Here is a 22887-nt window from a genome sequence, read left to right as displayed (position 1 = left end):
AGAATGAAACGACACGCTTAAAGCGTGTTTTTTTATGTCTAAAATTTGGTGTGTATATTGTGGCTCATAACCCGAAGGTCGTCGGTTCGCTTTTTACAAACTCAGGCTCCCGCAACCATTGAAATAAATAAGAATGGAACAACATACTTAAAGCGTGTTTTTATACCTGAAATTTGATGAGTGTGGTGATTTAGCTTATAGGTTAAAGATCTGTCTTCACAGCATGAGGTATTCACTACTCATAAGCACAAGCTCCCGCTTCCCTGAGATATACTTCACAAAAGTTATAAACGACTTAAAATAAATCGTTATTACTTAAAACTTTGTTTAGTTTGTGTTAAAACGGCACAAATATTTTTGGGTTGTTACAAATATGACTGAACTTTACCACTGGTTTGATTTAATAGGTATTGCGGTGTTTGCTGTATCGGGCACTTTACTAGCGTACGAAAAAAAAATGGATGGCTTTGGGGTCGTAGTTTTAGCGACGGTAACTGCTATTGGTGGTGGTACAGTGCGAGATCTAATTTTAGATGTTCCTGTCTTTTGGTTACACGATCAAAGTTACTTTTTTGCCATACTAGCTTCAGTATTTGTTACAACGCGCCTTATAAATAAACAAAAGCCGATACCTCATTATATTTTACAAACAGCGGATGCGTTTGGTTTAGCTTTTTTTGCAGTAATGGGGGCGCAAAAAGCGCAGCTTGTTGGTATGCCCGATATGACTGCGGTAATTATGGCTGTAATTACAGGCTGCTTTGGTGGATTAATTCGAGATGTGCTTGCACGCGAAATCCCTATGCTATTAAAAGGTGAGCTTTACGCTATTACCTGTATAGCGGGTGGCACTGTTTATACGCTTGGCATTAGTTTTTCGTTAGTAACCGAAATGGCGATGGTATTAGGTATGTTAATGACCCTATTGCTTCGTTTGGCTGCTATAAAATGGCAAATCACATTACACGTTTTTAAATATCCTGACTAAACTGGTGTAATCACACCATTTACTAGGATAAGGAATGTCGTTAGCTCGTATATTTTCTCGTGCTCAAGTGGGTATAAATGCCCCAGAAGTTATTGTAGAGGTTCACCTAGGAAATGGGTTACCCGCTTTTCATATTGTAGGCCTGCCCGAAGCGTCCGTTAAAGAATCAAAAGACAGAGTGCGTAGCGCACTCGAAAACTCTCAATTTGGTTTTCCCGATCAACGAATAACCGTAAATTTAGCCCCAGCCGACTTGCCAAAAGATGGCGGCCGGTTTGATCTTGCTATTGCGGTGGGTATTTTAGTCGCCTCTGGGCAAATAGTGTGTCCTGATATTCATAAGTACGAGTTTTATGGTGAGCTTGCTCTTAATGGTGAGGTGCGTGGTGTAAACGCTATTTTACCTTCGGTACTTGCTGCAAAAGAACAAGATCGTTGCTGCTTTTTACCTCTTGCAAACGACAGCCTAGCAAGCCTAGTTAATGGCGTTAAACGCAAAGCCGTAAGCTCTATTCAAGAAGTGTGGGGGGATTTACTTAATCAACAACCCTTACCATTAAATATAGAGTATCCCGACTGCACACAAGCCCCTGACTTTTTACTCGATTTAAGTGATGTGAAAGGTCAGCCCGGTGCAAAGCGAGTACTTGAAATTGCTGCAGCTGGCGGGCATAATTTACTATTTTTAGGTCCTCCAGGTACTGGTAAATCGATGCTGGCCCAGCGAATGGCAACTATAATGCCTACTATGTCGGACGATGAAGCTATTTCGACAGCTGCGCTTTACTCTATTATTGGGCAATCCATAGATTTAACTAATTGGCGACAGCGGCCGTTTCGTAATCCACACCATACTTGTTCAGCTGTTGCCTTGGTGGGGGGCTCTTCGAATCCCAAACCTGGTGAAATTTCTCTGGCACATAACGGTGTGCTCTTTTTAGATGAGTTACCGGAGTTCGAACGCAAGGTACTTGATTCACTGCGTGAGCCAATGGAAACCGGTACGGTTACTATTTCACGTGCCGCTAGGCAAATGGAGTTTCCGGCGCAGTTTCAGCTTATTACAGCATTAAATCCAAGTCCAACAGGAAGTCATACAGATAAGCGGGCAACTCCCGATCAAGTTATGCGTTATTTATCGCGCGTGTCGGGGCCTTTTATTGACCGTATTGATTTGCAAATAGAACTGCCTCGTCTAACGAGCGCTGAATTACAAAGTACTCAGCCAGAGGAAAGTAGTGCTGAGGTTAGAGCAAGAGTTGAAGCGGCTTATTACCTACAGTTAAAACGCCAAGGTAAGGTTAATGCGAGGCTTAATAATAAAGAAATGAGTGTGCACTGTGTACTGGCGCCAGCAGAGTTGCAGTTTTTAGCCAGAGCAAGCGAAAAGTTGTCTTTATCGCCACGCTCTTACCATAGAGTGATTAAAGTGGCGCGGACTATTAGTGATTTAAACGGGGCTGAAAATATTAGTTTAAATGAGCTTAAGGAAGCACTTAATTACCGTGCATTTGAGCGCCTTATTGCGCAATTAACTAAATATTAAATAGAGAGCATATAGCCTTTACCGCGAACGGTAACAATACGTTTTTGATCTTTTTCGTCATTTAATTTTTTACGTAAACGACCAATAAGCACATCAACAGTACGATCGTTTGGACTCCAATCGGGCTGGCCTATTTCTTCTGATATTTTTTCACGGGATGTGGCTTTACCTGCATTACTAATTAAGCAAATAAGCACTTTATGTTCGGCTTCAGTTAAGCGTGATTCAACGCCTGCAGCAGTAATTAATGTGCGGTTATCGGGGTGAAGCTTAAAGTCAGCATATTCTATAAACTCTTCGCTTTCGTCGTCTTCTAGGTTAACGGCAACACGCTTATAGAGCGCCCGCATGCGAAGTTCTAACTCAAGTAAATCGACAGGCTTACAAATATAGTCATCGGCACCTTGTGCAAGGCCTGCAATACGATCGGCTTGGGAATCACGACTCGATAATACAATAACGCCAATATCGGTAAGTGTGTTTAATTCTTTTGCGAGTTGAAGCCCATCGCGCTTTGGCAAAACAATGTCAATTATGGCTAATGATATAGCACCGCGCAGGTTTACCCGCTGCCTTACAATGCTAAGTGCATCAGCGCCAGTTGGGTCTACCTCTATTGTAAATTCGGTATCTGCAAAGTGATTTTGGATGCGTTTAACGAGTAGTTCATCGTCTTCAACCAATAAAACATTAATAGCCATAGTACTTTATTTTGAATGCTTATAGCTCTGTATGGTAGCACCATTAGGTAAATGCTGAGAAGGGGGTTTATTAGTTTTAAGTAACTTAATATTTCAAAGGTGTAGAAGGTGTTATTAGAGGATGAGATTAGCACCTTTAAACTAATTAAAAGGTGCTAAGTAATTAATACTACAATTAATAAATCTGTATTAAGTCGTTATTTAGAAGAAGCAGACTCAGTCATTTTTATACATTGAGTCCCACCATTGAGGTTCATCTTTTAGCTTTTTATCAAAGTATGCGAGCATGGTGTTCCACCAATCAAATCGTTTATCGCGTGCAAATATTTGATGATCGGCGCCTTTGTATTCGATTAACTCTACGTCCTTATTAAGCAGTTTAAGCGCAGTGTACATTGTTAAGCTTTCGCCAACAGGTACATTGGTATCACTATCACCATGAAGAAGTAGCATAGGTGTTGTTACTTTGTCGGCATGAAACACAGGGCTGTGCTGGCTGTAAAGTTCAGGGTTATTCCACGGAAAGCTATTTTTTGATGCTTCGCCTGAATATAAATAGCCCCACCAACCTTCACCCCAATATGAGGTAATGTTAGAAATACCTGCATGGGCAATGGAGGCACTAAATATATCGGTTTTAGTTGCTAGTAGCATGGTCATAAATCCACCGTATGATGCCCCTAAATTTCCTACCTTTTCACTATCAACATAGTTGTATTTCTTTAAAAAGGCTTGCGTGCCTTCGATAATATCGTCTGCGGTGTAGTCGCCCCAGGCATTAACATGTTGCGCTGAAAACTTTTGTCCAAACCCTGTTGCGCCAGTAGGTTGTACTACATAAACAACGTAGCCATTTTCTGCCCATAAGTTAAACGGGTAACGACCTGTAAAACCACGCGTAACGGGTGAAGTACCGCCGTAGTAATACACGAGCGCAGGGTGCTTTTTAGTTTTATCTAAGTTGCTAGGAATGTACACACGACCCGTTATTTCGACACCATGTTTATTTTTAAAATTAAACTCTTCTAATGTAGGGAGTCGTGTATTTGCATAGCTACTTGGTTTTGAATCCCATATTAAATCTGTTTTATTTTTACTTACGTTAAGGCGCTTTAGTTGTTGTGGAGCTAAAGCGTTGGTACCACTTAGTAAAATTTCGGTATTACGGTCGTATGAGTAACTAAATTGTTCAACAATATCCAATCCTGTATTTAACTTTTTAAAGCGCTGTTTACTTAAATCAAATAGGTAAAGTGGTTGAGTGTCTTGCTCTGTTACTTTAATGAGCGCATCGCCGTTTTCTAAAACTTGCAGTTGGCCAATAGCGGGGTCGAACTGTTTACTAAGTGCTTTTACGTTTTTACCGCCTTCAGTAAGTAGATAAAGTTGCCCGTCGTAGTTATTGGCAAGCATTGCTTTTGGTAGAGCTCTGCCTGCGCCATTTTTAAAGTCAGGGCCTGCAACTACATAAATGTCTTTATTTGCATATTTAGCTAAATTAAACGTTTTAAATTTACCAAGCGATGAAAGCTTATTTGATTTTAAATCGAGTTCGACTAACTCTGTTTCTGGGTGTGTTGATGCCTGCATTGCCATTACTGGGCGGCTCATTAATATTTTGCCACGGTTACTATTTGAATCTTCAAGGCTGTAAGAAAGAGGGCCTTGGCTAAGTGCTTTTGTTAAACCACTTTTAGTATCAAGCATATAAATTTGGCTGGTGGAGCGTGCATACGACCAGCGATCTTGTAGACCTTTATAGTGCTTAGTTAAGTTGTTAGTGTTCTCAGGTGATTTAGACCAGCTAAACAAAAGACTGGTGTCGTTATAAAAGGTAAAGCCATTGGCTCCTTCTAAATCGTTTGCTAATGTTTTTATTGAGAAGTTTTTACGGCTAAGTTGTTTAAGCTCACCATTTAACAAATACACTAAATATTGGTTATCTGGACTCCAAATAATGTTACTTGGTTGGCCTGCTTCGAAGCGATAAAGCGTTTGATTATCTGAATCTTTAAGGACAGTAACTGTATTTGCTTGGTTTTGTGTTTTATCGCTATAAGTGCGAGTAGTAGTAACGTACTGCTTGGCGTTAGGTGCGAGTGATAATTGGCTAATTGTAGGAGCATCAAACAATTGTTTTGCAGATAAGCGCTTTGTTTGTGAGGCGCTAAGCGTAATTTTATCAACGTCGTTTTTAGGTGCAAAATCAAGCATTACGTCGTGCCAATTAGCTACTTGTTGGGCTACTATTAAAATAGAGTGAGTACTGTTATTTAAAGCTAACTTATAGCTATTTTTATCACCTGTTTGTAGTTCGCCATTAATAAATAACTGACCTTGCTCAATCCCTTTTAAGGTAAGCGTACCTTGTGTAAAGCGGGTTGTTTCAATATTAAATTTTAGTGCCTGTAACCCACCTAAAGTGAGCGCATTGATTTTATTAAATGGCTGCCAATTTTGTTTTTTCCCAAATACAGAAAAACTATCTGAGTCTGCTTGTAATTGAGGTAATAGGTTATTAATAATGGCATTACCATGAGGTGTTTGAAAAGGCTTTAACTGCATGTCTTCGGCAAGTGGGCCGATAAACTGAATTTTTGATTTATCCAATGGTGCAGCTATTGCAGCAAAGCTTAAGCTGCTAAGCGTTAAAAGAGTCGCTGCATGCTTAAATAGCTTATTTTGATGACACCATGGTGCGCTAAATTTCATTATTATGCCTATTATTATTGGAAGTTTGGCCAAATATAGCATGTATTGATACCATGCTCACATATCCAATATAGAGGAGAGAAAGTGACTTTACTGATAGTTTATATGGTAGTGGCGATTGTTATTTCGTTTTTATGTTCTGTGATGGAGGCTGTGTTATTAAGTATTTCGCCCAGCTATGTTGCATCACTTAGGAAAGATCATCCTGAGCTTGCTAAACAGCTCGAAAAACTTAAAAACAACATAGATCAGCCTTTAGCTGCTATTTTGACTTTAAATACGGTTGCCCATACTGCGGGTGCTGCTGGGGTCGGCGCACAGGCAGCTGTCGNTGTTTTCCGATGCGGCTGTAGGTATTGCATCAGCCATTATGACATTCCTCGTATTAATCCTTTCTGAAATTATTCCTAAAACTTTGGGGGCTAATTACTGGCGAGCTCTAACGCCAAGTGTTACTTACGCTTTGCGGTTTCTAGTTATATCGCTAAAGCCTTTTGTATGGTTTGCACAAAAGCTAACAAATTTAATGGGTCCAAAGCACGATGAGGCTTACTATATTCGTCAAGAGATAGAGGCAATGGCTGATATAGGTACGGAGTCGGGCGCATTACATCAAGATGAGTCTGAAATAATTCGTAATCTATTGCATTTTAGACATGCAAAATTATGCGACTTAATGACGCCTCGAACTGTTATTTTTAAAATCCAGAAAGACTTAACCGTAAATCAGTATTTAAACGATCACGGCTCGTCATCATTTTCTCGTATATTGGTATTTGATAAAGACAGCGACGATATTGTAGGGTTTGTGCATAAAAACGATATTATGCTGGCATTTCACCGCTTAGGTACCGATTATAAAATTAGCAAATTGATTAAGCCTATTTATACAGTGCCGAGTTCTCAAAATGTATCGTCGTTACTGCAAACTCTTTTAACAAAGCGCACGCATATATGCCTAGTTGTAGATGAGTACGGTGACGTGCAAGGTATTGTAACGCTAGAGGATATGATTGAAGCTTTAATGGGGCTAGAGATTGTAGATGAGCGTGACCAATCTACTAATATGCGCGCAGTAGCAAGGCAGCGTTGGCACAAACGTTTAGCAAGTAGTGCGCATATAGTCAGTGAAGAAGATAAACACACTCGGGGTGATAATTAGTTAACCAGCCCCGATTAAATATTAATACCGCTTTAAGCGGGGCTGCCATCAGTTTTCAGCCAATCTTTAGCCCAAGATATAAATTCGTTTTGTGGTTTAGGACGACTAAATAAAAAACCTTGTATGGCTAGTTTTCTTTTGTAGTGCCTTAAATAAACGAGCTCTTCTGGGCGCTCAACACCTTCTGCCACTAAATCTAAATTATCTTTACTCGTAATGTTAAATAACGAACTTACAACCACTTGAGAAAATAAATCTGTTTCTATATGGCTAATGAGTGAGCGGTCTATCTTAATTTCAGTAAAAGGAAGGTTTCGAAGTTGATTCATATTAGTAAAACCAACACCAAAGTCATCTAGCGATATACCAAAGCCGTGCATTCTTAACCTGTTTAGTGTTTCTAATTGCATGAGGCTTGAGAGTGCATGTTGTTCTGTTATTTCTATAATTATATTACTAGGCGTGAGTTGATTTAGTTCTAATATGAGTAGTAATTTATTAGGACAGTTTAGGTCGTCGAGCTGAGTTGGCGATAAGTTAAATGCCATCTTAAAATCATGACCTAGTTGCGCTTTCATATTTTTGAATTCGCTGGTGGCCTTTTCAAAAAGAGAAAATGTAATTTGATTAATTAAGTTATGTTGCTCGGCAATACCTATAAACCGGTTAGGTAAAATAATATTGCCGTCTTTACTTGATAGAATACGCGCTAATACTTCAACGCTCTCAATTCTATTATTATCAGCGTTTATTTTTGGTTGATAAAAAGGCGTTATTTCATCATTTTTTAATGCTTCAATAAGCTCATCTTTTGAAATGGCTGACTCTTTTAATAAAGTATGGCTATTTAATTGCGCTACTTTAATAAGTAACCTACTTACCTGAGATAGTTGCACTGGTTTTGTAATATTACCAATGAGGTGAGCGTTATGTTGCTTGGCAAGGCTGGCAGCTAAACTAATAACTTTATGATCCATTTCAGAAACAATAATAATACCGCCTTGATAATGCAGCCCTCCTAAGTGGCGGATTAATTCCATACCATCCATTTCGGGCATATTAAGGTCAGTAAAAATAGCATCAAAGTAGTTTATATCAGAAGCAACTTTTTCGAGGGCTTCAGCAGCACTCAAGCAGGTGACTACATTATCAGACATATTTAATTCATTTAATATGGCTTCCATAACAATCAAAATCGCTTTTGAGTCGTCAACAACTAAAATGTTAGGCACTATTTTGTTCACTGTTATCCCTTTCAATGTATAGCTTATGGTTACTATAAAAGTAGTAGTGTTTTTTTATTTTGTCAGTATCAAATGCTTTTATTTTGAAAATAGTTATAGAACACCTTCACTCGTGTTTTTAAGTTGATTAGGTATACTAGCGCCATTATTTTAAATGGTCTTAATTATGATAAGAATAGATCTTACTTTAGCCGAGCAGCCATTTTCGCTTATGGTGTCTGGGCAAAAAATTGTGCAGGTGTTTCATGCTCAACAAGCTATTACCTTCGATAATCCTCGTGAAAACTATTATCAGTTTACTTACGACAACAAAGTAATAGGTATTGATACATCGACAGTCGAAGAGCAAAGTATTTCGCTCTTTGTTGATGATCAATTTGCAACACAACTTGCGTTACCAGCGCCTACAAATGGATCACCTAAAAAAGGCTTTTTGGGGTTGGCTGCATTAGGTTTTAAGCTTTTTAAAAGTGCTAAGGTAATTAAAGTAGTGCTTGCAGGAGCTTCTGTTGCAGGCTATGCGTGGTTATTTAGTATTGAATTTGCACTAATGCTAATTGGGTGTTTAGTTGTACACGAATACGGCCATGTGCGAGCAATGAAATACTTTGGCATAAAAACTAAAGGTATTTATTTAATCCCATTTGTAGGTGGGCTAGCTGTAAGTGACGACAAAATAACGACTCGTTGGCAAGATGTAGTTATATCATTAATGGGGCCTGCATTTGGTTTAATTACCTCGGTGTTGGGTGTCGTTTTATATTACGTCACCGAAATGGAAATATTTGCAGGTGTTGCGGTTCTTAGTGCGTTATTAAATTTATTTAACTTATTACCAATTTTGCCGCTTGATGGCGGGCATGTATTAAAAAGTATCAGCTTTTCAATGCGTTCATGGATTGGCCTAAGCGTATGCTTATTAGGCGTACTATTTGGCTTATGGCTAAGCTACACCTTTGGCTTAATGTTATTGGTATTCTTTTTGTTTGTTGGTGCGCTGGAAATTGTATTTGAATGGCGAGGCCGTCACTATTCACATTTAATGCCACTAGATAAATATGGCCAAGGCTTTTCAGCGGTTATGTATGCAGTTGTAGTAGCTGGGCATGTAGCTGTAATGATGCACTTTGCCGATTCAGAAAATCCAATATTGAGTCTGCCGATGACTATTTTATCGAGCTAGCAATAATAACAGCATGGTAGTTCAAAGCTCGCTCACTATGCTGTTTTTGTACGTTGCTTTTGTGCATTTGTTGTTTAGAAAGGAAGCTGTCGCTCAGCAAAGTGGGCGTTTAACAGGGGCAATTACGCTTGCCCAACCGCTCTGAATAAAATTAACAGTGTTTATTTTAGCTTGTGTAGCGATAGCAAGATGTTAGTTTTGGTTCGTTTCTTAATGGGGTAATTGATATGGTACTATCCCCCAGAATGAAAAATAACAAGAAGCCGTGAGCTGATAGAATTATGAATGATGCGATAAAACAACAAGTAAATCAAAGCACAGGGGAATATTTATTGTACACGCTCTATTGGTTGGCCTTTTTTTTACTGGTGCTCCCAATACCCTCAAACTTGATTATTTTTTTATTGGATGGTGGATCATTAGTATTCAATTCCAATCCTATTTACCTTCTTATATCTACCTTCCTCACTGCTGTACTTACGCTGCCATTTTTAAAGTTTACTCTTGATGCGCAAAATAAAAGCGAAGTTATTGGGCGCTTAGCAATAAAAAAAGTGGCTCTTTTTCCTTTAATCATTACAGTGCTATTAACAGCGGCTTTCGTTTTACTGGAACAATGGCTTTTTGGTTTTATGGAAGTCGCCTTGCCAGATTTTATGTTAGAAGTTGAAGCACAAACAAATTCGCTTTTAGCCAAAATTATGCTGCTTTTAGCAGTAGTATTTATTGGGCCCATATATGAGGAGGTGATTTTTCGAGGAGTGGCATTCTATAGGCTGAAAAAACCGCCTTGGGAGCCAGTGGCGCAATTATTATCCCAAGTATCGTGTTTACATTGATACACTGGCAGTATGATCAAGTTGAAATTTATATTTCAGTGTTTGTATTTTCGTGCTTGATGGGACTACTTCGTCATCTATCGGGTAACTTGTGGTATTGCATTATCGCTCACATGATCTGTAATTTATTAGCACTAGGTGAAATTATTTTGTGATATTAGATGACTCATCAGTTAATTTTACTTTCTTGCTTAGTTCTTTTGGTTTGCAGCTGGCAAGCGCGATATAAAATCGCGCCTATTTACTACCAAAATACTTACGGATAAAAACTTAGCATTAACGAAATAAACACCCCAGTAATAATTAGTTGTACCACGCAAAAGCCCATAATATCTCTTGCCTTTAGGCCCGCTATAGCCAATACGGGCAGTGCCCAAAAAGGTTGAATTAGATTCGTCCACGCATCTCCCCATGCCACAGCCATAGCAACACGGGATATATCAGCACCTAGCTCTTGCGCTGCGGGTATTACAATGGGTGCTTGTACAGCCCATTGGCCACCGCCAGAGGGAACAAACATATTAACGAGCCCTGCACTTATAAAACTAAAGAATGGCAAGCTATCAGCATCTGCAACAGCAATAAAGCCACGTGATATTTGTTGTGCTAATCCGCTATCAATCATTACCGCCATGATGCCGGCATAAAAAGGAAATTGAATAACAATGCCAGCCCCGCTTGGAATTGCTTGTTGCAGACTGTTAAGTAAATTATGGGGTGTTTGATGCAGCGTAATAGCTAAAAACAAAAATACGGCAATAACGCTATTAAGGTTTAAGTTTCCGCCAGTAATAAAAAAGTAATAGCCTAAATATGCCAAACCTAATAAGCCAATTGCCATACCGAGTAGTTTACTTTGTTCCAAATGTTGGGCGGGTCTGGTTATTGTTGTCAACTTAGGTGCTATCTCTTGTAAAAGAGCTGGGTCGATATATACGCTTTCTTGCTCACTTGGCAGCATATAGCGATTAACGAGCGGCATAATAATAAATAAGCCAACTAATATTGCTATATTAAAGCCCGCAAATAAGGTGTGCTCTGTACTAATAATACCAATGCTGGCTTCTGAAAAGTGGCCATCGGTTGCGATAGTTAAAGGAATCGAACCGGCTAATCCGCCATGCCATACAACAAAACCTGAGTAAGCGCTGGCTACTAATAATCGATAATCAACACGAGTATGTTTTGCAATTGCCTTGGCAAAAAGGGCACCAATAACTAAGCCAAATCCCCAATTTATCCAGCTTGCTAAAAGCGAAATAAGCGTTACTAATATAATTGCTTTAGGTGCGGTGCTTGCAAATGTTGCTAGTTTTTCTAATAACTTACTTATAGGTGGCGTACTTGCCAGCATGTAGCCTGTGATTAACACTAGTAGCATTTGCATAGCAAAACTTAATAAGTTCCAAAAACCACCTCCCCACGCTTGTAATACTTCAATGTTGGTTGCGGTTGTAAATAAGCTCGCACTGACAAGAGTAATTGTTGTAAGTAAAATTACAAATATAAAAGGGTCGGGAAGATAGCGCTCTACAATTTTAGTAAAAGGGCGGGCTATTTTATTAAGCATAAGCACAACTGTTTTGGTTATTATTTTAACGCTAATTAATCATGAAAAATCACCATTGGCAAACAGCATTTAGTCTTATATTTGCGGTTAAAAGCTTAAACATTGCTTAAAAGCATCGCTTACAGTAACGTACTGTTTATAGATAATTTACTAACGAAGACTTTGTATTATGCCGGTGATATTTAAAAGGCTAGCGTTACTTGTTCGCGCTCATATAGATCAGTTGAGTTGGCAAGCAGTGGCATTAGCTATTTTGACTCATATGCTATTAACATGGAGCTTGCTATTTATAGCGAATGAGAAAGCGTTAACTTCGCTTACTACCTTTTTTTACTATTACACAGTAACAACATCAACAGTGGGATATGGTGACTTTAGTCCAACTACTGATCTTGGTCGTTGGGTGGTTGCATTAATACAAATTCCATTTGGTTTAGCTTTATTTGGTGTCTTGCTAGGAAAAGCAGGACAGACAGTTACTTACTTAATTAGGCGCGCTATGACTGGTGATAAAAACTTTGCCCACAGTAACCACCATATTATTATTTTTGGTTGGCACGACACTCGTACAAAAAAGATGATTGATTACATTTTGGCAGATACGAAGCGAACCGATCGTCGTATTTTACTCGCGGTAACCGAGCAAATGGATCATCCTTTTTTAGCTAACGAAAGCGTTGATTTTGCACGTTTAACTAGTTTTACAAACTTAGGAGAGTTAGAGCGTGTAGCTATTCGCCGTGCCGATAAGGTGATTATTGATGGGCAAGATGACGACCAAACATTTACGACAGCGCTGCGTATTAGTCGCTTAGTAAAAGACGATTGCCATATAAGCGCTCACTTTTTAGATGAAACCAAAGTTGAGATGATGTTAGAGCATTGCCAAAATGTAGAGTGTAGTAGTGCAAAATCAGCTGAGATATTAGTACGCTCAATGCAAGATCCAGGTTCGAGCCGTGTGCAAGAGGAGCTGCTATCTACTTTACACGGCGATACACAATTTAGCTTGAAAGTACCAAGTGGCTGCAAAGATATGGAGTTTGGTACTTTGTTTCATCACTTTAAACTTGAGCATGATGCAATACTGTTAGGCGTAGCTCATAATTTAAGTGCGCAAAATATGGATTTAAACCCGCCATTAGATTACAAAGTAAATGAAGGTGATATTTTGCATTATATATCGGTAGAACGAGTATTAAGTAGTGAAGTAGATTGGTCGAGTTTAGAAAAATAATGAATGAAGTTGTATTTTTAATTGTTGTTTTAAGTGCTTACATTTTACCTATCGTTATTGTACTTAATAGTAAGCGTTCAAAAGGCCATGAAAAGAACGGCTGGCTGATGGGAATCATTATATTTTCGTGGTTAGGATTAATGATGTACTTTGCTATTGTGCCCAAGCATGGGCACAAAAAGAAAAAGGCAAAATAGAGTCATTAGTTTTTATAGCCGCTTTTGCTGGAATATTACTCTTCTAGCTGTTTGAGTTTATGCTCAATTAGAGGGTCGTCAGGTAAAAGTTGCTGGGCGACTTCTAATAGCTGGATAGCATCATTAGGGTGTTCATCTTGGTGCTTAAGCGCCACATCAATCAAGGGCTGAATATCAATTTTTGCCTGATGCTCTTGTACATGCACTTCTTTTTCATCAGCTAAAATTTTATGCGCTGTACTCAATAATGCTAAACGATGCGGTGAGCTTGCATTAGCCGAATTGAGACTTTGATAATAATCTTCTTTTAAGCGTAAGGTTTTGGTTTGCAGGCGAAACTGTGCAATATCGATTTGCTGATGTTGAATGAAATCAACGGCTACTTGCTTATAAAACCCAAACTTATTCAAATATGTGGCGTGTGTGCCATGTCCCATACCAAATACTCGTAAGTGAGTTAGCTGCTTATAGCGCTTAGCGTGCATTCGGTCTATACGATTAGTAGGATCGTAAATGATATAGCCTTGGGCATCTCCTAAATCTAGATCGTGATAATCTTGTTGCCAGTCAAACTGCTGAGCTATATCGGTACTAGAGCGGTCATCCCACGGTACTAATTCTTTATTTTTAGTACTTACCGGGTGAAAGAACAGTACGTGGTTTAGTTTTAATAGTTTAGCAAAAGCGCCAACAGCAAATCCGCCACGGCTTAAGCCATAGCCTAGTCGACAATTAAACGGCGTAAGTAATGTTGATAATTGCTCGAGAAAAAAGATTAAATTACGATTACGAAACCAATTACTTTTACCTAAATGTTGAAAAGCGATTATGTTTACGTTTTGTTTTTGAGCTAAGTGATAACCCCATGGTGCAAAATCAGGATGAAGATCTTGTTCTTGTACATTTGTGCCTGCAGGGGAGAAAGTAAAAAGCAGGGGTTTATTAATGTCAATAAACTCATATTTTACAAATACATCGCCTAGTAAATCACTACCCGTCATGGGTAATTGAGTTTGTTGCTCATTGCGTGGGAGAGTTAACCATTCATCTAACCAATACAGTAATTTCATTAATCCTCCAGCTATAAGTCAGCGTAGATCATATCAAACTCAATGAAATCAGGTCAAACCGAGAGGGCGTTACTGCGCCATTTTGATTATTTCATCCCAGTCATTTTTAGTAACAGGCATTATTGATAATCGTCCGCCTTTTTTAAGTGCTATTTCGGTAATATTATTATTCGCTTTAATATCTTTAAGGCTAACCAACTTGTTTAAATGGCTTTGGTAAGTAACTTCAACAACAACCCAGCGTGTTTTATCGCTGGTGGCTTTGGCATCGTAATAGTCGCTGCTTAAATCAAACTGAGTAGGATCTGGGTAGGCTTCGTGTGTCACTTCGGCAATACCGGCTACGCCTACGTGTTTACAGCTTGAATGATAAATCAAGACTGAGTCACCAACTTTAACGCTATCACGCATAAAGTTTCGCGCTTGGTAATTACGCACGCCTTCCCATAGTGTAGTTTGTTTTGGTGCATTTTTTAAATCATCAATCGAAAAGGCATCGGGTTCGGTTTTAAAAAGCCAGTAAGCCATAACAGTAGTCCTAACAAATATTTACTTCCCACTATTGTATAGTATCATTTGGTTACTAGGGTAATGAGGAAGAAATAATGAGCCAAGTATTAGATGATTTATTGTCGTTGTTAACACTTGAAGAAATTGAGCAAGGTTTATATCGAGGACAAAGCCAAGATTTAGGCTTTGGTGCTGTGTTTGGCGGTCAAGTTATGGGGCAGGCGCTTTCTGCCGCTAAAGAAACTCTACCTGAGGGGCGTATAGTTCACTCATTGCATTCTTACTTTTTACGCCCAGGCGATCCAGCTAAACCTATAGTTTACGACGTAGAAACTATTCGCGATGGAAAGAGCTTTAGTACTCGCCGAGTAAAAGCGATTCAGTACGGTAAGCCAATTTTTTATATGACAGCGTCATTCCAGGGGGAAGAAAATGGTTTGTCGCATCAAGCAACAATGCCTGATGTACCTGCACCTGAAGAGTTACGTTCATCGCTTGAGTTTTATCAAGATAACGCTTCGCATATCCCTGAAGTCATCCGTAATAAGTTTACGCGTGAAATGCCAATTGAAATGCGACCAGTTACTTTTCATAACCCGTTTAAACCAGAAGTTATGGAGCCGGTAAAGCATATTTGGTTTAAAGCTAATGGTGAAATGCCGGACGATCAGCGCATCCACAATTACTTATTAGCGTACGCCTCTGATTTCGAGTTTTTACCAACAGCATTGCAACCCCATGGTGTATCGTTTATGCAGCCAAATATGCAGGTAGCTACTATTGATCATGCAATGTGGTTTCATCGCCCATTTAGAATGGATGATTGGATTTTGTATTCAATTGATAGTCCAAGTGCGAGTAATGGATGTGGTTTGGTACGTGGACAGTTTTTTGATCGCCAAGGCAACTTAGTTGCCTCAACAATGCAAGAAGGGGTTATGCGCCAGCGCTAACCGCCTTCTATAGATATAGTACTAGTTACACTGATCTTGTACTATATCGCTGATTGACTGCCAGACGCGTGCTGGCAGTAATGTTTTAAGGTGTGCGTAGGTTTCGCATAGTTGTGTACTGCCTACTAAACCTTTATCACCCTCTGTTATTAATGACTCGCCACGTAAGTTTTCAATAAAACTAACAAGTACTTTTTTATCAAAAAACTCAGGTGTTTTAATACCATGCAGTGTACCTAAACGCTGTGCAAGCACTTGGCTCTCTCGTTCTAATTCTGCTTTTTCAATACCATCACTTGTTTGAATAAAACCAATTACAATAGCGTATCGTTGCAGAGTAAAGCTAAGCGATCGTCCAAGCATTTCTAGCTTAGCTAAGCAGTCATTACTGTTCGTTATATGAATGTTATCGCCATCAAACTCAATTAAATTTTGATCAGCAAAATTAGCTAAAATACGCGTTATATAGTTTTCATCAAGAGGCTGTAAGTACCATTCTTTAGCAAATAACGGATAAAACGTTTTTACAAGTTGCTGGCATTGCTCAATAGTTGTGCTGTGTTGTTTAAATAGATGTAGTGCAATTAAGCTTGGAACTGCAAACAAGTGCAATATGTTGTTTCGGTAGTAGTTAAACAATACCTTTTCTTTATCGCTAATAGTAATAATTTCGCCAAATTCATCACTTATAACTTCAAACTTATTAAGCTTTAATGCATGCGTTAGTAATTGCTCTGGTGTTTCGTCTGGGGCTGTTACTTTATCGCTGTAGCTGGCGTCGCGTTGTAAGCGTAGATAAAAATCAAGTTGTGCTAATAGCTTTGGTTTACTCAATGCTTGTTTATCGTTAACCAGCAATATCATCGCTAGTAAGTTAACCGCATTAAGCGCCGCTGCATTATTAATTTTAACCATTACTTGGTCAGCAAGTTTAGTCACTTGTGGTGCTAACCATTGTGGCTTCTGTACATCGGTAGGATGTATTGAGTCACGCCAATCAGGTTGGTTATCATTTAAATATTGGTTAATGGAGATTGGATCACCAAAGTTTAAATTACCACGACCGTAGTTTTTAAGGTTTTTGATTGCCTTAAAAATTCCAAAAATAGATTCGCCTTTTTTATCTTTTCCATCCAGCTCTTTAAGATAGGTGTTAATTTCCATTACGTGCTCGTAGCCAATGTATACAGGAACGATAGATATTGGTCTGTCTATTCCACGTAGCATTGCTTGTAATGTCATTGATAGCATACCCGTTTTAGGTGGAAGCAGACGCCCAGTTCTACTTCGACCGCCTTCTGTATAAAACTTAACAGAGTAACCTTTAATAAATAACTGGCTTAAATACTCTTTGAATATGGCAGAGTAAAGTTTATTGCCTGCAAACGAGCGACGAATGAAAAATGCGCCTGAGCGTCTAAATATGCCTCCGGCAGGGAAAAAATTAAGATTTACGCCTGCAGCAATATGTGGCGGCACCAAACCTAAATGATAAATAGAGTAGGTAAGTAGTAAATAATCCATATGGCTGCGATGGCACGGCATATAGATAATTTCATGGCCTTTATCTGTTAGTTCATGAATTTGCTCTGCGTGCTTAATATCTATACCGTTATAAAGCTTATTCCATAACCAAGTTAAAAATCGCTCGGCCACACGTATCATTGCCTCAGAGTAATTAGCTGCTATTTCATCAAGTAGTTTAAGTGCATTTTGACGGGCTTCGGTTTGGCTAATATTTTTAGCTTTAGCTTCATCTTGAATTGCTTTTCTTATTGTTGGTGACGCTAATAATGAATTAAATAATTGCTCGCGAGAGGGCATTTTAGGACCAGTTGCTGCAAGTTTTTGACGTTTAAAGTGTACGCGTGCAACACGTAACAACTTATGGGGTAATTCACTTACGTCAGCTTTTTCATTTACTAAAAGCGATAAGTCGAGAGGCTGACTGAAGCGAATAAAGTTATCGCGACCTGAAAACAACACCACAAAAATCTTTCTAAACCAGCTCGGAGTTAGAGAGTGTGTAATTAAAGTACGTAATCCTGGCTTTTCTTTACCTGGGTCGCGTCCCCATAAAATAGTAACCGGAACAACTTGTACGTTTTGCTGTCCGCTCTCTATTAGGTACTCAATGATTTGTTTACCTTGAGCTAAAGCATTGGTTGGTTTAGCTTCATCACCAAATAGTGGTGGCGGGTTTTTAATACCAATAAAACGATCTAAATTTTGGTTGCCTAGTACTTGCTCTTCGGTTGGACTAGGTAGGCCATTTTTTTTACAAGCATGGGCAAGGGCAGCTAAATCAAATCGCGAATTTAAGCGCACTATATAAAATGTAGGGTACTCAGGGTTTAGCTCATACTGTTTAATAGGATTTTCTGGCAGTACTTTGCTTTTTACAAATAAGCGGCTAAATCCAGCAGACATAACATTTAAACAATAATTAAAAATACGCATCGACTCACCATATTGAGAGTATTAAGGCCAAAATTAGCGCAGTAGGATATCATAATATCTAAAAATCCCTTAGTTTGCGTAATTAAGGTGTTAACTTGTTTTATTGACTAACAGTAGAGGTATTAGTTCAAGTATAGCTAGTAAGTATGTATGGGTGCTTATTTAATCAAATTTACAGTCATAGTATTGTTTCTAAATAGTTGTTGCATTTATCACCAATACCTCTATAATACGCAGGCTTTCAAAATTCCTCTGGGAACTAGGAAGGATAAATTAAGCTTGGATTTCAAGCTAATAAACAGGAGTTCCGATTTGGAACTCAACGTAGATATAATCAAACAGCCGGCATCTTAATTTTTAAGATTGTTTCGGTCGTTTTTTTATGCTCTTTTATATGCTCTTTATATTGAGGTTAAGAATGTCAAATCAACGCATTCGTATTCGCCTAAAAGCTTTTGACCACCGTTTGATTGACCAATCAACGGCAGAAATCGTGGAAACTGCGAAACGCACTGGCGCACAAGTACGTGGTCCAATCCCACTACCTACACGCTTTGAACGTTTTACTGTACTAACTTCACCGCACGTTAATAAAGATGCGCGTGATCAGTACGAGATCCGCACCCATAAACGTCTGATAGACATCGTAGAACCAACTGACAAGACTGTAGACGCGCTTATGCGTTTAGATCTTGCTGCTGGTGTTGATGTTCAAATCAGCCTGGGTTAATCGAAAGATTAGAGAGGTTTTAGGAAAATGGCATTAGGTCTAGTCGGTCGTAAAGTGGGTATGACACGAATCTTCACTGAAGATGGTGTATCTATCCCTGTGACAGTTATTGAAGCGACACCTAACCGCATTGCTCAGATCAAATCTGACGCAACAGACGGTTATAACGCGCTTCAAGTAACCGCAGGCACTAAAAAAGCAAGTCGTGTAAACAAAGCTAAAGCGGGTCATTTCGCTAAAGCTGGTGTTGAAGCGGGTCGCGGTCTGTGGGAATTCCGCCTTAACGGTGGTGAAGGCGATTTTGAAGTAGGCGCTGAGCTTACTGTTGAATTATTCAACGAAATCAACAAGGTTGACGTAACCGGTACTTCTAAAGGTAAAGGTTTCCAAGGTGGTGTTAAGCGCTGGAATTTCAGCATGCAAGACGCTACACATGGTAACTCTCTATCTCACCGTGCTCCTGGTTCAATCGGTCAAAACCAATCACCTGGTAAGGTGTTTAAAGGTAAGAAAATGGCCGGTCATATGGGTGCTGAGCGTGTAACGACTCAAAACTTAGAACTAGTTCGCGTTGACGCTGAGCGTAATTTGCTTTTAGTTAAGGGTGCAGTACCTGGAGCTATTGGCGGTGACGTTATCGTTAAACCAGCTGTTAAAGCATAAGTCCTGGAGATTTAGTGATGGAATTAGCAATTAAAGACGCTTCTGGCGGTCTTGAAGTTTCTGAAGCTACTTTTGGACGTGAGTTTAACGAAGCATTAGTACACCAAGTAGTTGTTGCATACGCAGCAGGTGCTCGTCAAGGTACTCGTGCTCAGAAGACACGTTCTGAAGTAAGCGGTGGTGGTAAAAAACCATGGGCTCAAAAAGGTACTGGCCGTGCACGTGCCGGTACAATCCGTAGCCCAATTTGGCGTTCAGGTGGCGTTAGCTTTGCAGCTAAACCACAAGACCACAGCCAAAAAGTAAACCGTAAAATGTACCGTGGTGCGATTAAAAGCATCTTATCTGAATTAGTTCGTCAAGAGCGTTTAATCGTTGTTGAAAGTTTTGCTCTAGCAGCACCAAAAACTAAAGAACTAGTTGCTAAGCTTAAAGAACTTGAGCTTAAAGATGTTCTTATCGTGACTGAAGAAGTAGATGAAAATCTTTTCTTATCGGCACGTAACCTTTATAAGGTTGACACACGTGATGTAGCTGGTATCGATCCTGTAAGCTTAATTGCTTTCGATAAGGTACTTATTACAGCCGCTGCTGTTAAGCAACTTGAGGAGGCGCTAGCATGATTCGCGAAGAACGTCTTTTAAAAGTGATCCTTGCTCCACATATCTCTGAAAAAAGCACAATTGCTGCTGAAGAAAACAATACTATTGTTTTTAAAGTAGTAAATGACGCAACTAAAGCTGAAATTAAAGTAGCAGTTGAGAAGCTTTTTGAAGTAGAAGTAACTGGTGTTCGCACACTTAACGTTAAGGGTAAAACAAAACGTACTGGCGCACGTTTCGGTCGTCGTAGCGACTGGAAGAAAGCTTACGTTACTCTTAAAGAAGGCAGCGAGCTAGACTTTGTCGGCGGCGCCGAGTAATAAGGGGATAGAATTATGGCACTTCAAAAGTGTAAGCCTACTTCTGCGGGCCGTCGTCACCTAGTTAAAGTGGTTAACTCTGATCTACATAAGGGTAAGCCATACGCACCACTTTTAGAGAAAAACTCTAAATCAGGTGGTCGTAATAACAATGGTCGTATTACGGTTCGTCATATCGGTGGTGGTCATAAACAACACTACCGTTTAATCGATTTTAAACGTACTAAAGATGGCATTCCAGCTACTGTTGAACGTTTAGAATACGATCCAAATCGTAGCGCAAACATCGCTCTTGTATTATATGCAGACGGTGAGCGTCGTTACATTATCGCACCTAAAGGCTTAAAAGCTGGCGATGCAATCCAGTCTGGTGTTGATGCACCAATCAAGCCTGGTAATGCATTACCAATGCGTAATATGCCTGTAGGTTCGACTGTTCACAACGTAGAATTAAAACCAGGTAAAGGTGCTCAAATAGCACGTTCTGCTGGTGCATACGTTCAAATCCTTGCTCGTGATGGTCAATATGTAACATTACGTCTTCGTTCAGGCGAAGTTCGTAAAGTTGAATCTGATTGTCGTGCGACTCTAGGTGAAGTAGGCAATGCTGAGCATATGCTTCGTTCACTTGGTAAAGCAGGTGCAAATCGCTGGCGTGGTATTCGTCCGACAGTTCGTGGTGTTGCCATGAACCCGGTAGATCACCCACACGGTGGTGGTGAAGGTCGTACATCTGGTGGTCGTCATCCTGTGTCTCCATGGGGTAAACCGACTAAAGGTGCGAAGACGCGTAAGAACAAGCGTACGGATAAATTTATAGTACGTCGTCGTACTAAGTAATATTGAGGAATAGCCATGCCACGCTCTCTCAAGAAGGGTCCTTTTATAGACCTACACTTGCTGAAGAAGGTAGAGAAAGCTTTGGAAAGCGGTGAGAAAAAGCCAATTAAAACTTGGAGCCGTCGTTCAATGATCATACCTAACATGATCGGATTGACCATTGCTGTCCATAATGGTCGCCAGCACGTACCAGTTTTCGTTTCTGACGAAATGATCGGTCACAAACTAGGTGAATTTGCACCAACTCGCACTTACCGTGGCCATGCTGCGGATAAGAAAGCGAAGAAACGATAAGAGGGGAAGATAAATGCAAGCATTAGCTAAACATAAATTCGCCTCTGGTTCGGCGCAAAAAGCACGTCTAGTTGCAGATCAGATCCGCGGGTTACCTGTAGATCGCGCACTAGAAATCCTGGCGTACAGCCCTAAGAAAGCCGCTGTATTAGTTAAGAAAGTACTTGAGTCTGCTATTGCTAACGCAGAGCATAACGAAGGTGCTGACATTGATGAGCTTCGTATAACAACGATCTTTGTGGACGATGGTCCTACAATGAAACGTATTATGCCTCGTGCTAAAGGACGCGCAGACCGCATCCTTAAGCGTACAAGCCATATCACTGTTATGGTTTCAGATAGCTAGGAGTATAAGTAATGGGACAAAAAGTTCATCCTACTGGTATTCGCCTAGGTATATCTAAACCTTGGGTTTCTACCTGGTACGCGAGTTCAAAAGATTTCTCTGCACAGCTTTTTGGCGATCACAAAGTTCGTACATTCCTTACAAAGGAATTGAAAACGGCTTCTGTGTCTAAAATCGTTATTGAGCGTCCAGCAAAATCAATCCGAGTAACAATCCACACGGCTCGTCCGGGTGTTGTTATCGGTAAAAAAGGCGAAGACGTAGAAAAATTACGTCAAGCGGTAACTAAAATCGCTGGTGTACCTGCTCAGATTAATATCTCTGAAGTACGTAAACCAGAACTAGATGCACAACTAGTAGCAGACGGCATTGCCTCTCAACTAGAACGTCGTGTTATGTTCCGTCGCGCTATGAAGCGTTCGGTACAAAATGCAATGCGCATCGGTTCTAAAGGGATTAAAGTTGAAGTTAGCGGTCGTCTTGGCGGCGCTGAAATCGCACGTTCAGAATGGTATCGTGAAGGTCGTGTACCTCTACATACTCTTCGTGCTGATATCGATTACGCAACTTCTGAAGCCTTAACCACTTATGGTATCATTGGTGTTAAAGTTTGGATCTTCAAAGGCGAAGTTATTGGTGGTTTACCACTAGTACAAGAGCAAGAGAAGCCAGCTAAACGCGCACCAAAGAAAGCCAAGAAAAGTGCTAAGTAGAGGTAGC

General features: G+C 39.8%; 23 protein-coding genes and 1 pseudogene. 17 read left to right on the top strand and 7 right to left on the bottom strand.

Annotated features, from left to right (window positions below; translation table 11 throughout):
- Positions 1-373 precede the first annotated feature (373 nt).
- Positions 374-988, top strand: coding sequence for a trimeric intracellular cation channel family protein (locus L656_RS0118110; RefSeq protein WP_007587018.1), 615 nt, complete (start codon positions 374-376; stop codon positions 986-988).
- Between the two features lie 34 nt (positions 989-1022).
- Positions 1023-2534: a YifB family Mg chelatase-like AAA ATPase gene (locus tag L656_RS0118105; protein WP_024600238.1), complete on the top strand. Its 1512-nt coding sequence runs from the start codon at positions 1023-1025 to the stop codon at positions 2532-2534.
- Here the strand turns inward: L656_RS0118105 and L656_RS0118100 are convergent.
- On the bottom strand, positions 2531-3235 hold the full coding sequence (locus tag L656_RS0118100; protein ID WP_024600237.1) for a response regulator transcription factor: 705 nt from the start codon (positions 3233-3235) through the stop codon (positions 2531-2533). The two genes, L656_RS0118105 and L656_RS0118100, sit on opposite strands and share 4 nt — an antisense overlap.
- Before the next feature lie 216 nt (positions 3236-3451).
- Complete coding sequence (locus L656_RS0118095) at positions 3452-5947, bottom strand: alpha/beta hydrolase family protein (RefSeq protein ID WP_024600236.1); 2496 nt, start codon at positions 5945-5947, stop codon at positions 3452-3454.
- 84 nt (positions 5948-6031) lie between these two features.
- Between L656_RS0118095 and L656_RS01000000122425 the strand changes: the two are divergent.
- Positions 6032-7109, top strand: a pseudogene (locus L656_RS01000000122425) (hemolysin family protein).
- A 32-nt stretch (positions 7110-7141) separates the two neighbouring features.
- Here the strand turns inward: L656_RS01000000122425 and L656_RS0118085 are convergent.
- Positions 7142-8353 carry an EAL domain-containing response regulator gene (locus L656_RS0118085; RefSeq protein WP_024600235.1) on the bottom strand — a complete coding sequence of 404 codons (1212 nt, stop codon included), beginning with the start codon at positions 8351-8353 and terminating at the stop codon, positions 7142-7144.
- A 166-nt stretch (positions 8354-8519) separates the two neighbouring features.
- On the opposite strand from L656_RS0118085, the gene L656_RS0118080 reads away from it, so the two are divergent.
- The 3 genes from L656_RS0118080 (at position 8520) to L656_RS1000000123535 (ending at position 10530) form a co-directional block, all read left to right on the top strand.
- Positions 8520-9536, top strand: a complete 1017-nt coding sequence (locus L656_RS0118080; protein WP_024600234.1) for a metalloprotease — start codon at positions 8520-8522, stop codon at positions 9534-9536.
- A gap of 281 nt (positions 9537-9817) precedes the next feature.
- Positions 9818-10375, top strand: a complete 558-nt coding sequence (locus L656_RS01000000122420; RefSeq protein ID WP_241763450.1) for a CPBP family glutamic-type intramembrane protease — start codon at positions 9818-9820, stop codon at positions 10373-10375.
- Positions 10363-10530, top strand: a complete 168-nt coding sequence (locus L656_RS1000000123535; RefSeq protein ID WP_241763449.1) for a CPBP family intramembrane glutamic endopeptidase — start codon at positions 10363-10365, stop codon at positions 10528-10530. Before L656_RS01000000122420 ends, L656_RS1000000123535 begins: the two co-directional genes overlap by 13 nt.
- Positions 10531-10631: 101 nt before the next feature.
- Here the strand turns inward: L656_RS1000000123535 and L656_RS0118065 are convergent, their stop codons facing one another.
- Positions 10632-11945 carry a short-chain fatty acid transporter gene (locus tag L656_RS0118065; RefSeq protein WP_024600233.1) on the bottom strand — a complete coding sequence of 438 codons (1314 nt, stop codon included), beginning with the start codon at positions 11943-11945 and terminating at the stop codon, positions 10632-10634.
- Positions 11946-12114: 169 nt separating this feature from the next.
- Between L656_RS0118065 and L656_RS0118060 the strand changes: the two genes are divergently transcribed.
- Together L656_RS0118060 and L656_RS0118055 are read left to right on the top strand one after the other, a co-directional pair.
- Positions 12115-13182, top strand: coding sequence for a potassium channel family protein (locus L656_RS0118060; RefSeq protein ID WP_024600232.1), 1068 nt, complete (start codon positions 12115-12117; stop codon positions 13180-13182).
- Complete coding sequence (locus L656_RS0118055; RefSeq protein WP_024600231.1) at positions 13182-13379, top strand: PLDc N-terminal domain-containing protein; 198 nt, start codon at positions 13182-13184, stop codon at positions 13377-13379. The genes L656_RS0118060 and L656_RS0118055 overlap by 1 nt, the downstream gene beginning before the upstream one ends.
- A gap of 35 nt (positions 13380-13414) precedes the next feature.
- On the opposite strand, the gene L656_RS0118050 is transcribed toward L656_RS0118055, so the two are convergent.
- Together L656_RS0118050 and L656_RS0118045 are read right to left on the bottom strand one after the other, a co-directional pair.
- A complete protein-coding gene (locus L656_RS0118050) occupies positions 13415-14449 on the bottom strand; it encodes a hypothetical protein (RefSeq protein ID WP_024600230.1) in 1035 nt (344 codons plus the stop codon).
- A 69-nt stretch (positions 14450-14518) separates the two neighbouring features.
- On the bottom strand, positions 14519-14977 hold the full coding sequence (locus tag L656_RS0118045; protein ID WP_024600229.1) for an EVE domain-containing protein: 459 nt from the start codon (positions 14975-14977) through the stop codon (positions 14519-14521).
- A gap of 77 nt (positions 14978-15054) precedes the next feature.
- Between L656_RS0118045 and tesB the strand changes: the two genes are divergently transcribed.
- A complete protein-coding gene (tesB, locus tag L656_RS0118040; RefSeq protein WP_002957902.1) occupies positions 15055-15912 on the top strand; it encodes an acyl-CoA thioesterase II in 858 nt (285 codons plus the stop codon).
- A 21-nt stretch (positions 15913-15933) separates the two neighbouring features.
- Here tesB and plsB read toward each other — a convergent pair whose 3' ends face one another.
- Complete coding sequence (plsB, locus tag L656_RS0118035) at positions 15934-18372, bottom strand: glycerol-3-phosphate 1-O-acyltransferase PlsB (protein ID WP_024600228.1); 2439 nt, start codon at positions 18370-18372, stop codon at positions 15934-15936.
- Between the two features lie 418 nt (positions 18373-18790).
- Between plsB and rpsJ the strand changes: the two genes are divergently transcribed.
- The 8 genes from rpsJ to rpsC are packed head-to-tail and all read left to right on the top strand — an operon-like array spanning position 18791 to position 22880.
- Positions 18791-19102 carry a 30S ribosomal protein S10 gene (rpsJ, locus tag L656_RS0118030; protein WP_002957900.1) on the top strand — a complete coding sequence of 104 codons (312 nt, stop codon included), beginning with the start codon at positions 18791-18793 and terminating at the stop codon, positions 19100-19102.
- A gap of 27 nt (positions 19103-19129) precedes the next feature.
- Positions 19130-19765: a 50S ribosomal protein L3 gene (gene rplC, locus L656_RS0118025; RefSeq protein ID WP_002957898.1), complete on the top strand. Its 636-nt coding sequence runs from the start codon at positions 19130-19132 to the stop codon at positions 19763-19765.
- A 17-nt stretch (positions 19766-19782) separates the two neighbouring features.
- Positions 19783-20388, top strand: a complete 606-nt coding sequence (rplD, locus tag L656_RS0118020) for a 50S ribosomal protein L4 (RefSeq protein ID WP_002957897.1) — start codon at positions 19783-19785, stop codon at positions 20386-20388.
- Positions 20385-20687, top strand: coding sequence for a 50S ribosomal protein L23 (rplW, locus tag L656_RS0118015; protein WP_002957896.1), 303 nt, complete (start codon positions 20385-20387; stop codon positions 20685-20687). The genes rplD and rplW overlap by 4 nt, the downstream gene beginning before the upstream one ends.
- Before the next feature lie 15 nt (positions 20688-20702).
- Complete coding sequence (gene rplB / locus L656_RS0118010; RefSeq protein ID WP_002957895.1) at positions 20703-21527, top strand: 50S ribosomal protein L2; 825 nt, start codon at positions 20703-20705, stop codon at positions 21525-21527.
- A 15-nt stretch (positions 21528-21542) separates the two neighbouring features.
- Positions 21543-21821 carry a 30S ribosomal protein S19 gene (gene rpsS / locus L656_RS0118005; protein ID WP_004588689.1) on the top strand — a complete coding sequence of 93 codons (279 nt, stop codon included), beginning with the start codon at positions 21543-21545 and terminating at the stop codon, positions 21819-21821.
- Between the two features lie 13 nt (positions 21822-21834).
- Entirely contained in the window at positions 21835-22167 is a 333-nt protein-coding gene (rplV, locus tag L656_RS0118000) for a 50S ribosomal protein L22 (protein ID WP_002957892.1), read from the top strand.
- Positions 22168-22178: 11 nt separating this feature from the next.
- On the top strand, positions 22179-22880 hold the full coding sequence (rpsC, locus tag L656_RS0117995) for a 30S ribosomal protein S3 (RefSeq protein ID WP_002957891.1): 702 nt from the start codon (positions 22179-22181) through the stop codon (positions 22878-22880).
- Positions 22881-22887: the final 7 nt, after the last annotated feature.

This window comes from Pseudoalteromonas sp. TAE56 (genome assembly GCF_000497955.1).
Classification (GTDB): domain Bacteria; phylum Pseudomonadota; class Gammaproteobacteria; order Enterobacterales; family Alteromonadaceae; genus Pseudoalteromonas.
This window is presented reverse-complemented; position numbering and strand designations above follow the sequence as displayed.

Coding starts and splice junctions, on each gene's coding strand:
- L656_RS0118110 (WP_007587018.1), top strand. CDS start 374: ATGACTGAACTTTACCACTGGTTTGATTTAATAGGTATTGCGGTGTTT.
- L656_RS0118105 (WP_024600238.1), top strand. CDS start 1,023: ATGTCGTTAGCTCGTATATTTTCTCGTGCTCAAGTGGGTATAAATGCC.
- L656_RS0118100 (WP_024600237.1), bottom strand. CDS start 3,235: ATGGCTATTAATGTTTTATTGGTTGAAGACGATGAACTACTCGTTAAA.
- L656_RS0118095 (WP_024600236.1), bottom strand. CDS start 5,947: ATGAAATTTAGCGCACCATGGTGTCATCAAAATAAGCTATTTAAGCAT.
- L656_RS0118080 (WP_024600234.1), top strand. CDS start 8,520: ATGATAAGAATAGATCTTACTTTAGCCGAGCAGCCATTTTCGCTTATG.
- L656_RS01000000122420 (WP_241763450.1), top strand. CDS start 9,818: ATGAATGATGCGATAAAACAACAAGTAAATCAAAGCACAGGGGAATAT.
- L656_RS0118065 (WP_024600233.1), bottom strand. CDS start 11,945: ATGCTTAATAAAATAGCCCGCCCTTTTACTAAAATTGTAGAGCGCTAT.
- L656_RS0118060 (WP_024600232.1), top strand. CDS start 12,115: ATGCCGGTGATATTTAAAAGGCTAGCGTTACTTGTTCGCGCTCATATA.
- L656_RS0118055 (WP_024600231.1), top strand. CDS start 13,182: ATGAATGAAGTTGTATTTTTAATTGTTGTTTTAAGTGCTTACATTTTA.
- L656_RS0118050 (WP_024600230.1), bottom strand. CDS start 14,449: ATGAAATTACTGTATTGGTTAGATGAATGGTTAACTCTCCCACGCAAT.
- L656_RS0118045 (WP_024600229.1), bottom strand. CDS start 14,977: ATGGCTTACTGGCTTTTTAAAACCGAACCCGATGCCTTTTCGATTGAT.
- tesB (WP_002957902.1), top strand. CDS start 15,055: ATGAGCCAAGTATTAGATGATTTATTGTCGTTGTTAACACTTGAAGAA.
- plsB (WP_024600228.1), bottom strand. CDS start 18,372: ATGCGTATTTTTAATTATTGTTTAAATGTTATGTCTGCTGGATTTAGC.
- rpsJ (WP_002957900.1), top strand. CDS start 18,791: ATGTCAAATCAACGCATTCGTATTCGCCTAAAAGCTTTTGACCACCGT.
- rplC (WP_002957898.1), top strand. CDS start 19,130: ATGGCATTAGGTCTAGTCGGTCGTAAAGTGGGTATGACACGAATCTTC.
- rplD (WP_002957897.1), top strand. CDS start 19,783: ATGGAATTAGCAATTAAAGACGCTTCTGGCGGTCTTGAAGTTTCTGAA.
- rplW (WP_002957896.1), top strand. CDS start 20,385: ATGATTCGCGAAGAACGTCTTTTAAAAGTGATCCTTGCTCCACATATC.
- rplB (WP_002957895.1), top strand. CDS start 20,703: ATGGCACTTCAAAAGTGTAAGCCTACTTCTGCGGGCCGTCGTCACCTA.
- rpsS (WP_004588689.1), top strand. CDS start 21,543: ATGCCACGCTCTCTCAAGAAGGGTCCTTTTATAGACCTACACTTGCTG.
- rplV (WP_002957892.1), top strand. CDS start 21,835: ATGCAAGCATTAGCTAAACATAAATTCGCCTCTGGTTCGGCGCAAAAA.
- rpsC (WP_002957891.1), top strand. CDS start 22,179: ATGGGACAAAAAGTTCATCCTACTGGTATTCGCCTAGGTATATCTAAA.